This window comes from Actinomadura verrucosospora (genome assembly GCF_039540335.1).
Taxonomy (GTDB): domain Bacteria; phylum Actinomycetota; class Actinomycetes; order Streptosporangiales; family Streptosporangiaceae; genus Spirillospora; species Spirillospora verrucosospora.
Genome location: NZ_BAABEV010000026.1, coordinates 114,636 through 129,437 on the forward strand (window position 1 = coordinate 114,636; position 14,802 = coordinate 129,437).

Annotated in this window: 11 protein-coding genes and 1 tRNA gene; 7 read left to right on the plus strand and 5 right to left on the minus strand. The window is 66.0% G+C overall.

Annotation, left to right across the window (positions count from 1 at the left end):
• The first annotated feature begins 1,131 nt into the window (after positions 1-1,131).
• Positions 1,132-1,326 (plus strand): hypothetical protein, encoded by a 195-nt coding sequence (locus ABD944_RS25870; protein ID WP_345180751.1) that lies wholly within the window; start codon positions 1,132-1,134, stop codon positions 1,324-1,326.
• On the opposite strand, the gene ABD944_RS25875 is transcribed toward ABD944_RS25870, so the two are convergent.
• Positions 1,295-2,989 carry a hypothetical protein gene (locus tag ABD944_RS25875; RefSeq protein WP_345180754.1) on the minus strand — a complete coding sequence of 565 codons (1,695 nt, stop codon included), beginning with the start codon at positions 2,987-2,989 and terminating at the stop codon, positions 1,295-1,297. The two genes, ABD944_RS25870 and ABD944_RS25875, sit on opposite strands and share 32 nt — an antisense overlap.
• Positions 2,990-3,355: 366 nt before the next feature.
• On the opposite strand from ABD944_RS25875, the gene ABD944_RS25880 reads away from it, so the two are divergent.
• The 3 genes from ABD944_RS25880 (at position 3,356) to ABD944_RS25890 (ending at position 4,437) form a co-directional block, all read left to right on the plus strand.
• Positions 3,356-3,613, plus strand: coding sequence for a hypothetical protein (locus ABD944_RS25880; RefSeq protein WP_345180756.1), 258 nt, complete (start codon positions 3,356-3,358; stop codon positions 3,611-3,613).
• A 181-nt stretch (positions 3,614-3,794) separates the two neighbouring features.
• Positions 3,795-4,376, plus strand: a complete 582-nt coding sequence (locus ABD944_RS42550; RefSeq protein WP_378189974.1) for a transposase — start codon at positions 3,795-3,797, stop codon at positions 4,374-4,376.
• A tRNA-Ser gene (locus tag ABD944_RS25890) sits at positions 4,328-4,437 on the plus strand. The genes ABD944_RS42550 and ABD944_RS25890 overlap by 49 nt, the downstream gene beginning before the upstream one ends.
• 1,033 nt (positions 4,438-5,470) lie before the next feature.
• Here the strand turns inward: ABD944_RS25890 and ABD944_RS25895 are convergent.
• A complete protein-coding gene (locus tag ABD944_RS25895; RefSeq protein WP_345180758.1) occupies positions 5,471-7,906 on the minus strand; it encodes a DUF4429 domain-containing protein in 2,436 nt (811 codons plus the stop codon).
• 158 nt (positions 7,907-8,064) lie between these two features.
• Between ABD944_RS25895 and ABD944_RS25900 the strand changes: the two genes are divergently transcribed.
• Positions 8,065-8,571 carry an AMP-binding protein gene (locus tag ABD944_RS25900; protein WP_345180760.1) on the plus strand — a complete coding sequence of 169 codons (507 nt, stop codon included), beginning with the start codon at positions 8,065-8,067 and terminating at the stop codon, positions 8,569-8,571.
• Between the two features lie 386 nt (positions 8,572-8,957).
• Here ABD944_RS25900 and ABD944_RS25905 read toward each other — a convergent pair whose 3' ends face one another.
• The gene (locus ABD944_RS25905; RefSeq protein WP_345180764.1) at positions 8,958-12,278 is read right to left on the minus strand and encodes an AAA domain-containing protein; all 3,321 of its coding nucleotides are present in this window, start codon (positions 12,276-12,278) and stop codon (positions 8,958-8,960) included.
• Between the two features lie 900 nt (positions 12,279-13,178).
• Here ABD944_RS25905 and ABD944_RS25910 point away from each other — a divergent pair.
• A complete protein-coding gene (locus ABD944_RS25910) occupies positions 13,179-13,451 on the plus strand; it encodes a hypothetical protein (RefSeq protein WP_345180766.1) in 273 nt (90 codons plus the stop codon).
• Here the strand turns inward: ABD944_RS25910 and ABD944_RS25915 are convergent.
• Both ABD944_RS25915 and ABD944_RS25920 read right to left on the minus strand, forming a co-directional pair.
• Complete coding sequence (locus ABD944_RS25915; protein WP_345180769.1) at positions 13,445-13,786, minus strand: hypothetical protein; 342 nt, start codon at positions 13,784-13,786, stop codon at positions 13,445-13,447. The genes ABD944_RS25910 and ABD944_RS25915 overlap by 7 nt on opposite strands.
• Positions 13,771-14,139, minus strand: coding sequence for a hypothetical protein (locus tag ABD944_RS25920; RefSeq protein ID WP_345180772.1), 369 nt, complete (start codon positions 14,137-14,139; stop codon positions 13,771-13,773). Before ABD944_RS25920 ends, ABD944_RS25915 begins: the two co-directional genes overlap by 16 nt.
• A gap of 26 nt (positions 14,140-14,165) precedes the next feature.
• Here ABD944_RS25920 and ABD944_RS25925 point away from each other — a divergent pair, with 26 nt between their 5' ends.
• Positions 14,166-14,339, plus strand: a complete 174-nt coding sequence (locus ABD944_RS25925) for a hypothetical protein (RefSeq protein WP_345180774.1) — start codon at positions 14,166-14,168, stop codon at positions 14,337-14,339.
• The last annotated feature ends 463 nt before the right edge of the window (positions 14,340-14,802 follow it).

Here is a 14,802-nt window from a genome sequence, read left to right on the forward strand (position 1 = left end):
CACGAAGAGAGCCTATCGTCCCTGGTGGTAAGTGCTGACCACCTTAGACTCCGTTCACGGACAAATTCGGGGTGCGTCTTGAGCAGGCGGCGCGCTACCTGTCCTGGGCTTCGCTGACTTGGATTAGCACGACCTCAACCTTCGGCATCAAGCCAGCAGTTGCTGCAGGACCTCGACGTCGGCCTGAAGCTCGGCCGCCTCCGGCGAGTGGTTGACGCACCAGGGGTAGGCTTTCCAGGGGATAACATCTCCCGGCGCGATCCCCGCCCCTTGAAGAGCTGGACCTGAAACTCCGCTGTCGGATCGTCGTGCTCCCCGCACAGAAATCCGGAGCCGACACCTCCGTGGCTTGGGGCCTCGGCTCCCTCAGGATCGACAGGGCACATGCCTCCACTGCCCCATGCCAGGGGCGACGTGCGGCATCCAGTCCTGGTCGCGCAAGGCGTGGACCATCTCATTGATCGGACGTACGTGGGGTGCGTACGCGCCCGCCATATCTTCCCTCCAACACCTGCGGGCTCGCACGCTTCTCCCCGAATCTGGAGGTCGACTGGCGGTTCCCTGACCACGTGAACAACCCGTTAGGCGTGATCAGCGACTGCTATGCGCTCAACGTCGACGCGGACACCGCCTGGACGTGCTACTACACCGACTTTCCCATCGTCCGTGTGCACGATGGGACTCTCACCGGGCTGGCACGGTGGCGCCGCCGCACGTGCGCTCATCACCGACGGGTCGCGCATCGCCCTGTACGGCGGATACGGCGCCGACCGCAACCGCCTGGCCGCAGGCCAACTGACCGACGACCAAATGCGCAGCACCGGAGAATATCGGGTCGTACTCCCGACGGACATGACCTTCCCAGCGACGCGCTCGTCACGGACGCGGCCCTGACCTGCACATCCTCACTTCCGCGGACTGGTGCCGGCTCGACCTCAGCAAAATCCCAGCGCCTACCAGGCGGGCACCGCGATCAGCAGCGCTCGACCAGCGGCATGTAAGTGCGCCTCCAAAGTGCCTCCAAGACGGTATGAGGCGTTGCTCGGCTCGAACTAGCGGTGCCCTCCCGGCTCGACAACCAGGTGATGGATCGAGCATCGGAGGATCGGTATGGACCGAGTGGTTTTTGGCATGGACGCGGACAAACGCTCCACCACGATCGAGGTGATGGCCGCCGACGAGACCATCCTGGGCGGCGGACGCTACGGCACCGACCGCGACGGCTACGCCGCGATGCTGGGCGACGCGCGGCAGTGGCCGGCCCGGGTGTGGGCGGTAGGTCCGCGAGGGACGGTCACGGTCCGTCTGTTTCCATGGCCGCGATGATGCGAGTTGTGGTGTCGCGCAGGAGTGTGTCAGGGGCAATGGTGGCGCCAGCGATAGTCGAGAACAAGATCGGCAGGCCGGACAGCGGATAGGCCTCATCCACAGGCTCCCTGAGTACGGCCTTGCCCAGCGGGTGTCGGGAGAGGGATTTGCGGGCGCGCGTCCAGGCGGCCTGGACCTCCTCGGGTGAGGGGACCCCGAACCCGTGCCCGACCGGGGCGGCGTGCCGCAGTTTCACCAGGGCGCCGTCGGTGAAGTCGGTGGCGAGCCGGCAGCGGTCGCTGAGGTCGGCGCGGACGTGGTCGTCCAGGCGGGTCATGACCGTGCAGGGGGTGCGGCAGCGGGCGGCGCAGTCGCCGAGCGCGGCCGAGACCTGGCTGTGGTGGCGGTCGAGGTAGGCGCGCCAGCCGGGCGGCGGCTCCTTGGCGACGCGCAGGGTGCGTTCGCAGGCGGCGCGTTCCGGCCGGGTGTGGTCGCACATGCGGGCTGACTCCGGCTCGACGGGGACGCCGAAGCGGCTGCCCTCGCCGCGCACGGCGGAACCGATCAGCGCCGGGTCGCCCGCGTGGCCGAGGACGGGTTCCCAGGCCAGCATCGGGAGGTACTCGCCGGCGATGTGGACGGCGGCGACGAGCGCGGCCATGTCGCGGCGGTGCCAATGGATCGCGATGACCTCCAGCAGCAGCCGATAGGCGGGGCGGAGGCTGGCGAGCGCCCCGCGGGGCCGCTCCCGGGGGGCCTGTGGCATGCGGCTGGCGCGGGCCCGGTCGAGGAGGTCGCGCGGGACCTCGCCGGCCTCCTCGGGCATGCCGAAGTCCTCGGCGTCGAGGTCGAGGACGCGCTGCCCGAACGCGCACAATGTCGCCACGTGCCCCTGCCGTCCGCCCAGTCGCCCATCTGTGGCCAGCATCCCCTGCGCGACCATGGCCGCCAGGTCTCTGAAAGCGTATTGGCGGGCGAGCATCCCGGCCACAGTCCAATTTTGATCAGGTTCTGGCCAGGCGGCCAAGGCGGCGCGCCCTAGGCGATCACCGTTACTTTGCCCTTCCGCAACCTTGATGGCGGCTACTACGGTGCCATCGCCCTGGTGACCAGGGACTTCCGCCTCTAGATCATCCATGTACGCTTCGAGTTGCTGGTACTGGCGTTCGGCTGACACTGCTTGGTCGCGCGCCAAACACAACTGATCTCGCAGGAATGAGATCTCTTCACGCAAGTCCGCTATCTCATGGTTAAGGCCCATGTGTGCGGCTTCCAAGTGGGCACGCTCGTCGTCCCACGCGGTCCGGAGCTGCTCGCGTTCATCACTGAGTCTCTTAATCTGGCGATTTCGCTCGTTCAGTTGTTGTTCGAGGTCTTCGGCATACTGGACGGCTTCGTGCCATTGGGTGACCGTCAGCTCCAACTTGTCGCTCACCAGACGCAACCGGTATTCGTGGGGATGCGCTGTCTCTAGAGCTCGAAGCTGAAGGTCGTTCAGGTGTTTGCACACCTCGGGGGTCACGGGTTTGCCGGAAGCTTCCAGGCGTGCCAGGAGCTGATCGAGGAGCCATCGCTCACGTGGTACTCGATGGCCGTTGAGATACCGTGAGAGGGTTCCCTTGTTGACGACCGGGTGAAGCCGCGCGAACTGATTGATCGACAAACCGGTCGCAGCGAACACTGCTCGCAGTTCAGTGACCCACGCTGTGGTCTCTGCGTTGAGACTCGGGTCCAGATGTGACCAGCGAACCTGTCGAGCGGGAACGTTATCTGTCATTCGAACATCATGGACGACCACCCATGGGACCGTCATGTGCGTCTAGGTAGACAGATGTTGCCGTTTCGTGCAACACCTCCCGGAGCCATGGCGCCTACTCCCTGTGCCCACTGGCCCGTTGAACACCGCGGCCATGTACGGCTGTTGCCATCTCACGCAACAGCCATGGCACGGGTCGTTGCGGCGTGGTGCAACACCCGCCGGGTCTGGCTATCTGGAAGCCGCCCCGGTGCCACTGGGCGCTGGGAAACCTGGACCTGGTGAGGACCCATGCATCCCGAAGTACCTCCGACCGGCCCCAAGGGTTTGGACACTCCGATCATCGTGATAACCCTCGCCGGGACCATGGTCGGCGTGCTGTCGTTCCTCGCGGACCATTCGATCCCCCGAGCGTTTCTGGCCGCCGCCACGGCGACCGGGAGCATTGCGGATCTGCTCATGCAGTTCCTCCCCAGGCGCCACCTCGTTCGGGGCCCGGGCGATCAGGATGATGATCAAGGGGGCGACCACACCGAACGGCATACCTGAGAACAAGCCCGGAGCCAGCTTGGCCTCGGCCTCGCCACCACCTTCCACTCCGGACGCGCCCTTGCCCCCCGACCGGCCACCAATTTACGCCCTAACCTCGGGCTTCACCGGGCGGCGGGCCGAGAGTGACCGTTTAGACAAAAAGTGCCCCGAGCTGGGAGGATAGGGCTTGACGAGAGTCATGTCCGCATCAGTCCGAAAGCACTTTTCGCGTGAAGAGTGCAGGCCGCCATGCCAAGCTCGCGGTGTCATCGGACGGCGCGGGGATCGTAAGTCGGGCCGGCGGAGTGCTGCTGACCGAGACGCTCCGTGCGCCCGGGTTCGACCGGGCGGTTTCCGCTGGTTGGAACGGTGGCGTAGGCCGCGGGTGATGCACGATCCGGGCAAGGTCGTGGCGGACCTAGCGGTGATGCTGGCGCTGGGCGGGGACTGCCTGTCCGATATCGCGGTCCTACGGGCCGAGCCGGAGTTGCTCGGGCCGGTGGCGTCCGATCCGACGGTGTCGCGGCTGGTCACCACCCTCGCCCAGGCTGGTCCGCAGGCGTTGCGGGCCATTCCGCAAGGCCGGGACGGCCGCGCCTGGGCATGGGAACTGGCCGGCAAGCATGCCTCCGGGACGGGCGGAGGCCTGACCCCGGTGGATCTGAACGCCCTGGGAGCCAGGTTCGGGAGCCACCGCAGTCAGGCTCCCATCGACCCAACACGACTAAGTCAGGGCGTTTGTGCAGGTGAGAGGCTCCCCGTTCGACTCGGATCGACCTAGATCGACTTCTCTGCTTTGCTTCACACCGAAGAGGCCACTGGTTCGAACCCAGTATCGCCCACGTTTTGCCAGGTCAGAGGCTTGCTTGGACGATGAGCAGGCCTCTTTGGCGTTGTCGCAGCTCCGAAGAGGTCACGGGTTTCGGTCCAGCAGTGCGCGGCGTCGCTCCCGCAGGGCGGCTTCTTGGGCTTCTTGGGCTCGGGGGGCGGCCACTGGTGGCCCGGTGGGAGGAATTTGGGAGATCATCCTTCTCCCACCGCGAACGAGGCCACAAGAAGACCGCGGTACCAGTCACTCTGCGTGGTCGAAGTCGGGTTGAGTGCTTGCTGCTTGTCTGGAGGCGTCGCTGCTGCTACGTCGAACCGTCTGACCGTCCGGGGGGAAGGTCCGCTAGTACGGCATGGCCTTCACCGGCTCCGGCTTCGCGGTCATCCGCGCATGCCGGGACGTCCTGCTGGGTTCAGACCCGCCGGTCACCGTGCTCGAACGAGCGTCCGCTGCCTCGCCAAACCCCGCGAGGCCGTCACCACTACCGTGCACCCCGCCGGCACCGTCGTCTCGTGCGATGGGGGCGATGTCCGCTGGCGGAACCGGCACCATCGGACTAACGCTGTCCTCACCGCCCCCCGCTCCGGCTTGACCGACGAGAAGCAGCGCTGGATACCAGCGGCCCTTGCCTACGCTCCCGCTCCTTCTCGCGGAGAGCGGTACAGAGTAGAGGAGACCAATGTTGTGATCTACAACGTAAAGGACTCGTCCGGTTCCGCGGTTCCGCGATCTTGACTGGTGGGCACGGGTGTGGACGAACTGGCGGTTGCGGCGGTTACCGGCCAGCGGGCCGAGCGTTCGCCCGTTTATGGCCCAGATGCTCGGACATCTCCGTTTCCCGCGCGCGGCTGCAGCACCGTCTTGGTGGCACCGGGGCAACAGCCCACCCGGCCCCACCGGCGCCATCCTGCCCGGGCCCGCTCGATCAGCTCGGCGGAGGGCCGGACATCCAGCCCGCCCGACCGCTCGTCGTCGCTCGCAGACGATCTCCCCGGGCGGGGGCAACGGCCCCAGCCTTCAGGGTCACCGCCCCACCCACACGATCTTCAGGACGGTCCCGACAGATGCCGCTGGCAGCGTCGCAGGCGTTTCTCGAGCCGGTCTCGTGTGCTTGCCGCTGTGGGCGGTTGTTGGAGGGCCTGGGTGAGCACCTTCTCGGCCTCGGCGTAGAGTTCCTGCTTCACCAGCCAGATGCTGAGTCGATCAGCGACTCTGGGGTTGGTGCTGCCTGCGGCGACGGCTTCGCGGTAGGCGGCGATGGCCGCGTCCTCGTCTCCGTCTTTTTCGGCGCGGCGTCCGGCGTCCTCGGCCAGGACGGCGAGAGGGGCTGTGTCGTTCTGGCTTGCCGCCAGGGCCTTCAACTCGACGCGTAGACGTTCTCCACGGTGAGCGGGCATGTTGCCGTGGCGGTCTCGGCCGTGGGAGACCGCGAGGAGGCGGCGCGCTGGGCCGGTCCTCAGCGGGAGCGGCACGTGGCGGTAGAGGTCGAGCAGCATCGGGATGTGCGGTGCTGCGCAGACGTACTCGAACAGTTCCGCCCACGCCTCGCTGTTGTTCCGGTCGTTGTACAAGCACCCGAAGTATCCGGCGAGGGTGTCGTCACGCCTGCCTCGCTGGTAACGCACACATCGCGCGTACATGAGCCAGGCATCTGCCACCTTCGGGTCGGATGCCTGCTCCAACTGCTGGATGAGTGCTCTGACCCTGTTCTCCAGGGCCGGCCAAGCGTCGATGGGCCGGTCATCTGACCATGTCTCTTTGACCTGGGCGTAGTCCGTCGCTACGGCTGCAAGTGTGCGCCGTGCCGCGTCGTGGTGTCCGTGCAGGACGGGGGAGGGGCCAGCGAGTCGGCTGAGCAACCGCTCGACGCTGTCGGCTATGTCCGGGATATCGCTGAACAGGGACGGCTGGAGCCCCAGCGGACGGGGATCGATCAGCAGAGCGACCTGTTGTCCCTGTCTGTCCTGGTAGAACTCCGCTGGGCACGAGGGCAGTTGCCCGTCGTGGGCGGCCGCGAAGTCGATGATCGCACGATGGACGGGGCCGCAGATCTCTTTGGCGATGAACCCGACGTGGAAGGTCTGCACGTAGACCGCCACGGCATCCGGATACTTAGAGAAACGTGGCTCTGGCACGAGTACTGCGGCTCGTACACCATCGTGCCCAGGGTCCGCTGCCGCGGCGCGGACCTCGGGTTCACGGTAGAACTCGCCGACGATTTCGATCTCGACGTCTCCGGGAAGCCACGCCGGTGAAGCGACGAGTTTGGGCAGGCGCGAAGGCGTCGTCTTCGGCGGGTCTATAACGGGCCAAGCCCGGTGCTTCCGCGCCGCGCCCTTCCCAGCGGCCGATCGCGTCGGCCCGGTTGGAGGCGAATGACCGGCCGGGGGCTGATGTCTGGTTGGGTTCTCTCCCGTCCCGGGGCTGGTGTTGGGCTCGATCGGCCGGGTGGGAGAGGCGCCATCGTAGGGAAATGCCGCAGGATCGGTCCCGGAGGCGCGGTTGACGGTGACCACCTGTTGCAGCCGTGAACGCAGGTGCTCGAAGTCGTTGCGCTTTCCCCAGGTGAACAGCACCGTGTCCGGATCCGACGCGGCGTTCCCGACGTTGAGGGCCTGTGGTTCGACGCCGCCGAGACCGAGTTGCAGGTAACCGTTGACCATCCGTCCGGCCTCCTTGTACCGGACACCTGAGATCGCTTGAAAGGGGATACGGCGAGACTCTTCAGCGTGACCCACCATTTTTGAGCGGAGGCCACTGCGGACCAGGATCAGCGTTTCACCCTCAAGGAGGATCCGCCCGTTCACCCCCACGTACTCCGATGCCGCAGAGGGCGGAGGGATGGGCGCGTGCGGGGCAACAGGGTGGGGCGACGGCTGGGCTGGAGCAACGGCGGGAACCCACAGTTGCCAGCCCCGCGGCGGGGGAGGCCGCGAAGGATCGGGCTGCCATCCCGGCGGAGGTGTCCACCCTGGTGGGGCCGGCGGCCACGTCGGCGGCGGATTGAAACGCCAGCCCGACACCCGCGGTGCCGAAGGAGCCGTGTGCGGTGGTGCAGAAGCCGGAACCGGGGAGGGGGAGGCTACGGTCTGGGCGGCAGCCTGCTCGATGATTTTCAAGACAGGGCGCCCGTCGTCCCCGTGGACGTCCCCGAAGTCGGTCTCTGCGCCGTCGCCGTCCACCACGACCAAGAACTCTCGCTGCTTATAGGACGGCCGTGTGTGCGCCGAAGTCACCGCAGCCGACGCAGCTTCCACCGCGAACCCCCGATCGTTCAGGGCTGACGCTTTGAAGCCAATAATGCGCCTGTCAGTCACCCCAAGGTGGGTGAGCGTCGGTAGCGCCTTCACCGTGGTGACCAAGCCCAGGATGATCTCGCCAGGTGCCAGCCGAGCAGCGACCGCCCTCAGCAGTTCACCTGCCTGCTCCGGCGATACCTCCACCCCGAGATAAGGCATCCCTGAAGACGGCGAACCAGCCATCACACCCCCATACACCTGTTCTGCTCGTGAAGATGAGACGCGCTGGACCTGGAATCAGATGACCGCAAAAGCGCCCTCGCCCTCGCCTTCATCTGCTCTTCCTTGGCCAGGTACGCGTTGCGCCCGGCCGAGGAAGTTCAAGGACCGCAGAAGCAGGGATGTTCGGAGGCGGGCTCCGTCAACCGATTGAACTGACAGACAGCTGCTCCGAGTATCTGCGGGCGCTGGGCCTGGCAGGCGAGGACGCCGCGCACCCCGGGAAGAACGTCGTGGTGCTGGGGCGCGACCTGCGCCTCGCCGCAGGCTACGACGCCTGGCTCGACGGACGTCCCACGACCGCTGCCCGACGTCCGGTGGACCCCGGCGAGACGGCCCTCCTCACCTACACCCTCGGAACCTCCGGCCAACCGAAGGCGGTGCAACTGAGCAACGCCAACATTGCCGCGAACCTGGCGACACCCGCGCCATGGGAGGTCGACCCGGGATCGGTCGTGTGCGTCCCCGCGCCGCAGTTCAACGCCTCGAGGAGGGAATGGCTCTTCTACTGCCTGGGGCGAGGAGTGCGGTCGGCCTTTCTCGCTGACGCCTCACCCGACGGCCTCCTGCGCGTGCTGGCAGACGTCCGAGCCTCATCTACGGCGGATCATCGATGCCGCCCGCGGTGATCGAGAAGGCGTGCCCGGCGTTCGCCTGCGAGCCCGTGCAGAGCTGCGGGATGACCGAGGCGTGCAGGCCGACGAATACCGGATTGTGGCACTTCTTCTCGGGCGCTGACCTGCGCTGTGGGGGAGCCAAGTGGGTTTGGATGGGGCGGCGGGCTGCTAGCTCGCGCGGCTCTCGGCTGCCTGACGCTGCCCACATTAGGGTTCGTATGATTCCTGAGCTGGTGTTCTCTGTCGTGACGTCTAATAGTCGGTGTTTGGCCAAGGATGCTTCCGCCGCCGGCGCACTTTTTCAAACCACAGAAATTGATTCTCCTATTTCACGCCCTTTGTCGATATTCAGCCGGTCGTTCTCGCCTGTCCGGGTCCCTTAAGAACCGGTTGGCCGATCACCTACGTGGTCGCGGCTGATTCCGTCCCTTGGGATCGAGCGGGAAGCTGGTCTTGTGGCGACATGGTGTCGGGTCGGCGCCCGGGACCAGGTTGCGGCACCACCACTCCAGGCCGTGCGCCTTGGGGCGCCTGCTCAGTCTCACCACCCACATTCGGCCCCCGCACTCGGGACAGGTCGGCATTCGGCTGAGCTCGTCCGCACGTTCGTGGTCGAGCACATGGCGCGCGAAATCGCGGCTTTCGATCAACGTCATGATGTCCCGGGTGCCTTGCGAGCCGCCCGTATGCGACAGCACGTTCATGCTTCCCATGAAAACAAGCTGATCATCGATCACAATCAGTTTCTGGTGTTCCTGCCAGAGGCACAGCACATGGCGAATCCGCGTCCGGACGGCCTCTAGCGAGTTATGGAGTGATGCTGCTACCTGCTTGGCCGGGCGAGTCAGGACGCGTACCTTGACCCCGCGGTTCTGTGCTGCTTCCAGGGCGGGCAGAAAGTCATGCACACGTTTACCTATCCAGGGACTCCAAATCCAGATGCTGTGCTGTGCCCGTTTGATGTACGACAGCAACTCGGCCGGAAGCACGTCTTCGTCGTAGAGATCGACGACCTTGACGTAGGTGCGCAGGGCGTCCCAGACGTCGAACCTCGGACCGGGTTCGATCGCCGGCTCCGGCGCTCCGAGTACCTCTCGCGCGGAGACGACTTCAACGGTGCCTCGGCCGATGAACTCGCTGAGCACTTGCAGCGGCCCCTGGCGTGCCCTCGCCAAGGCAGTCCCATTGCCGATTACGTAGAGGCGGTGCCGGGCACGTGTGACCGCAACGTTGAACAGTCGCAGCCCATTGACGGCGAAGGCGTCGCCATGGGCCCCGGCCCTTGCCATCCAGCCCGTGCCGTCTTCGACCAGATCGAAGATGACCGTGTCGAATTCGCGTCCCTGGAATCCGTGGGAGGTGTTCACCTCGACACCAGCAGGCCCTCCGTCGCCGAGGAGGGACTGGATCGCCTCCCTTTGTGCACGATAGGGCGTAACGATGCCCACCTGCCCCTCGGCGTGCGTCACCAAATGGTGCTCGCCGACCGCGCGTGCCAAGAGGGCGCCTACCGGCCACCATCGGCCCGAACCTCCGAGAATCGGGTGGACGGCGCTGTACTCGTCGCCGAGCCCGTCCACGTCGACGAAGACGATCTCCGAGCGGGTTCGAGACGCGACGCGCAACAGGCCCTCGTACGCGATCCGGTTGGCCAGATCGTTGATGCTCTCCCCGAATCGGTACTGCTCAGAGAGCTCCACGCACCCGGGGAGTGCGTCGGCGTCGCCGAATCGTCGCATACCGAAGTATGAGAAGCAGTTCTCGGTCAGCCAGTCCCGATCGGGCCCTTCGGGAAGGCGCTCAGCGTCGTCGACGATAGGTGCGTTCTGAAAGAAATCGCCGAGGAGCACGGCCCCGTGGGCGGCGAGCGATACCCCGAAGATGACAGCGGGCAGTACCGACGCCGCTGCCTCATCGACGATGACCACGTCGTATCGGCGCTCGTGGACAGGACGTTTCAGGCGGAGAAGGTCGAGTGTGGTGGCGACGAGCTTGGCGGAGGCGATGATTTCGCGCTCGGCGCTCCTCCCCAGTTCCCGCAGTTCTTCGAGAAGTTTCTCGTGATGCCGCTCGAGGTCGGCGATTCGTCCTTCCAGATGGGCGGCCTCGTCCCGCAGCCCCGGCAGCCGCCGGTGGAGGCCAGGAAGATCCTCGGCCTCAACCCGTGCGATGAAGGGCCTGTCCGTGTCTTGCGGTTGAGGACGTTTCTGCAGGGCGATCAACACACCGCGGTTGGCCCGTGCGGTCTTATCGAGACCTTGGTAGGTCTCTTCCTGCGTTCGGTAATGCTCCTGCCTCAGTTGCAGCGACTCACGCAGGTCCTCAACCTGGAGTTCTGTGATCGGCATCGCCCGTGCCCGACTGTCCTCGATGCGCCTGAGTAGTTCCGGCTCGGCGTCCGCCAAGATCCGTTTCCGTTGCTCCTCGGCGGTCCTTGCGGCACCAAGAGCCTCGCGGGCACGCTGGACACGGTCTCGCAGGTCTCGCTTGCGGCGCCGCTCGGAGGAGCGCAGAGACAATCCAGCCGCACTACCGCTCAGAGCCTGCTCGACGGTCTCCAGTGCCTCCTCCGCGTCTCGCGCGGCGGAGGCCGCGCGAGCATGCTGGAGCCGGTAGCTCTCCAACTCGGCGGCGAGTTCCCCGGCCTCCTGCAGCGCCTTGGCATGTGGCTGAATGCGCTGCCAGGCGTCACGAGCGCCTGCCAGGCGACGTCTGGCGTCCTCCCGGCGCTCTCGCTGTTCAGCGAGCGCTGCCTCGTTCTTGACGCACCGATCCTTCGCCTGCCTCAGCCGTTCACCGTTCGCGACTCTCTCGAGAGCCTCTCCGTACTCCGTGGGGTCGAAGCCGTCCAGTCGCGCTTCGGACTTCCGCAGGGCCTGGAACACCTCGTGCTCACGCAACGCGATGATCTCATCCTCGATCTGGCGGCGTTGATCTTCCTTGTGCTGGGCGCGGCGCTTGCGCAATTCGTTGAGGGACAGCTTTGGGTCGCGCGCGACGTCCGGGACGTGCGGGGTCCCGACCCGGATCATGACGCCCGCATCGTCTGGGCCGAGCATCCTGGCCGCCCGCAGGAGCGCGTTATCGACAGCGACGTTCGTGCCAGACACCAGCAGGACGCTTTTGCCCTCACGCACCAGTTGCTCTACCGCCTGGGCGATGACGTGGGTCTTACCGGTACCGGGCGGCCCCCATATCAACTGGAGTCCCGGTGACATGCACGCCCTGAACGCCTCGCGTTGTCCGGGATTCAAGCCGACGGGTACATCGCGACGTGACTCGATCGGATCCGGACGCCGCCGCTCGAAAGCCGAATGCACGCCTTCGGGCTTAACTTTCTGCAAACAGTCGACCATAGACTTGCGGAGTCTGCCGCGTCCGGGGCGGGCGGCCCAGAGGAAAAGTCCCTCCTGCGGAGCATGCGAGGCCACGTGAACATGGAGGACTTCGCCGTCCAGCATGGCGTCCCGCACGCCGTACTTCAGCTTCTCCGGCCCCTCCGCCGGAGCGAGGAAGGCCTCCTCCAGCCGATCAGTATCAATCGTCCTACCGCGAACGACGAGGCTGTACCAGCCAGGGTCGTCGATGCTTCGCTCAGCGGGCCCGATCTTCTCGGATGGTGACTCCTGCGCAGGATCGCCTCCACGGCCAGACCCAGCCCCATTCCACCGCTCAACCGCATTTGTGAGTCCTGCAAGCCATTTCGGCCGCTCCGCCACGCTGCCGCCACACTAACGTCTCGATCCTCGAAGCCATCGATCTAGGAACGCTGGCCAGCATAATCCAAAATGTCGATCACGATTGTCCTTATTTGGCAATCAGGAAATCCGTATCTCTGTTTTTAGGTGCGTCCATAACGGCTGATCGACTCGGTCTGGTCATGTGCCTGTTGCCCTCTGAAACCCCGGTGGGGAGTCGCTGGATGGCGATCGACGGTGGTGTCGACAACATCATCGGCGGTGCGGAACGGGCGGCGCCCGTGCATCTCCACGCTGACCGATTGACCCTTGCCTGGCCACGGTGGGTCACGCGCTGTCGATCACAGGAGGGCGTCAATTGTGGGAGAAGGCAACGGACGCAACCCTCCCCAAATCGTGCTGTCATGTACTGAAGACTAAGGTCTGGCCTGCGACGATGTCGAGAAGCGGTCTGTCCTGGCCTTGATCGATCGTGTTCACACCGAAGGCCACTGGTTCGTATCCAGTATCGCCCACGTTTTGCCAGGTCAGAGGCTTGCTTGGACAATGAGCAGGCCTCTTTGGCGTTGTCGCAGCTCCGAAGAGGTCACAGGTTTCGGTCCAGCAGTGCGCGGCCTCGCTCCCGCAGGGCGGCTTGAACAGATCACGCCCTGTGGCGGCTGGACGTCTCGCTGCGGGAGAAGACGTTCTGGAAGATGTTCTACGAGTCGGCGGCCCGCGCCGATGAGGTGCTGTGCCTGAACGTGGAGGACCTATCCGCAGGACAAGCGCGGCAGGATCACCGCCAAGGGCGGGGCGATCGAGTGGATTCACTGGCAGTCCGGCACCGCCCAGCTCCCGCCCCGACTGATTGCCTGTCGCACCCGCGGCCCGCTGGTCCTCACCGACCGCAAGGCCCCGGCCGGAACACCCACGCTGGACGTGTACCCCGAGACCGGCCGGGCCCGGCTCTCCTATCACAGGGCCGAGGAAATTCTCGAGGAGAACACCCGACTACTGGTCAACCCTCTCGCCTCGCCCGAGGACAACGAGGACCTGAACGGCTGGACGCTCCATCGGCTACGCCACTGTGCCCTGACACACGACGCTGAGGGCGGCACCTCCACCCCGATGCTGCTGGCCCGCTCCCGCCCCGCATCCGTCCGCTCCCTGGAACGCTACGCACCTCTCCCATGGAAAGTCAGCATTTACTGATCTTGCATCTGGGAGAGGGCCTGTTCCTGCTTGGTTTCAGGCGACTGGGAACCATGTGCGTCAACGATCTTCGACGGGGTCTCCAGGGAGGGGACGCGCTCAGCCCGTAGCGACAGCAGAGAGGAGACGAACAGCAGCACGGCGATGAGGATCGACACTGTGGTGATGGCTGGGGTTGACCCGTACGCGTCGGCGGCCGTGGAGAAAATGCCGCCGATGATCGCGACTGACAGGGCAGCGCTGATCTGAAGAGTCGCGGTGACCAGACCGCTGGCCAGGCCGGCGAACGCACGCGGAATGTGTGTCACCGTGATGCGGATCAGCGAAGGCAGCACGGCCACACCCGGCAGGTCCTGCCGCTCGCCGAGGTTGAGGAGCGGTACGGGCCGGTGCGGCCGGTCGTGGCCCCGGACGCCGCGGACGTCGAGCGGCTGCAGGAGCTGGTGCGCGACGCGGGCCGGCTCGCTCTCGGCACGATCGCCGCCGCACTGTACGCCGTCGAGCAGCGCATCGCGGCGACCCAGCCGTCGCGGATTCCCGTCGGCGGCGCGGCATCGGCCGAGGGGCTGATCGAACGCGACCCGCTGACGGCCGGGCGGCCCGGATCAAGAGAAGCCGTCGACTTGATCGACGTCATCTGGCAGGTGAGGCCGCCGTACTCGGTGACCAGGTCCACGCGGAGCTGCACGCCGAAGCGATCGAGATCTTCCTGCGGTGGGCGACAGGCCGGCCAAGTTCGTGGAGTTCGCCGAGACGATCCCCGAAGTGCTCGCCGACGTCGTCGGCGAGCGAGGCGGCGTCGCCGCGCTCGCCGAGGACTGGCTGCTGGGACTGGAGCACGTCGCGATGGGGGCAGGCTCCAAGAGCAACAACCACGCCGACTACTAGAGCTGTTACTAACCGTCGAGGGCAGGGCAGGGGTGACGGGCACACGCTGCGACGACGAACGATGAGCATCGGTCCGTTACAAGCGTGAGCCTGCGGCGCTTGCGTGATCACCGCGTGCTCCGGACCTCGGCCCAGCGGCCCTACATCGGCAATACGGTCGCCCCGCCAGCGTCTCGACCATCGGAGCTCAGCAATCAGCGAGTGCGGGTTTGATCAACGATCCGGGCGCGAAGAAGAGGTCACACCATGCGGGCAAACATTCAGGTTCACGGCAACAACGCCGCCGAGGACGTCAAGAACTGGCGGGTGGTCAGATGACTAGCGCGAGCCCGGGGGCGTCCCGTCTGATCGCAACGGTGGACGCCCTGCGTACGGCGCTGGCGGAGAGCACGGACCTGCTCCGGTCCACGCTCGGCGGGACCGTCGACGAGGAGACGGCGGCCGCCGCGGAGGCCGACGGGGT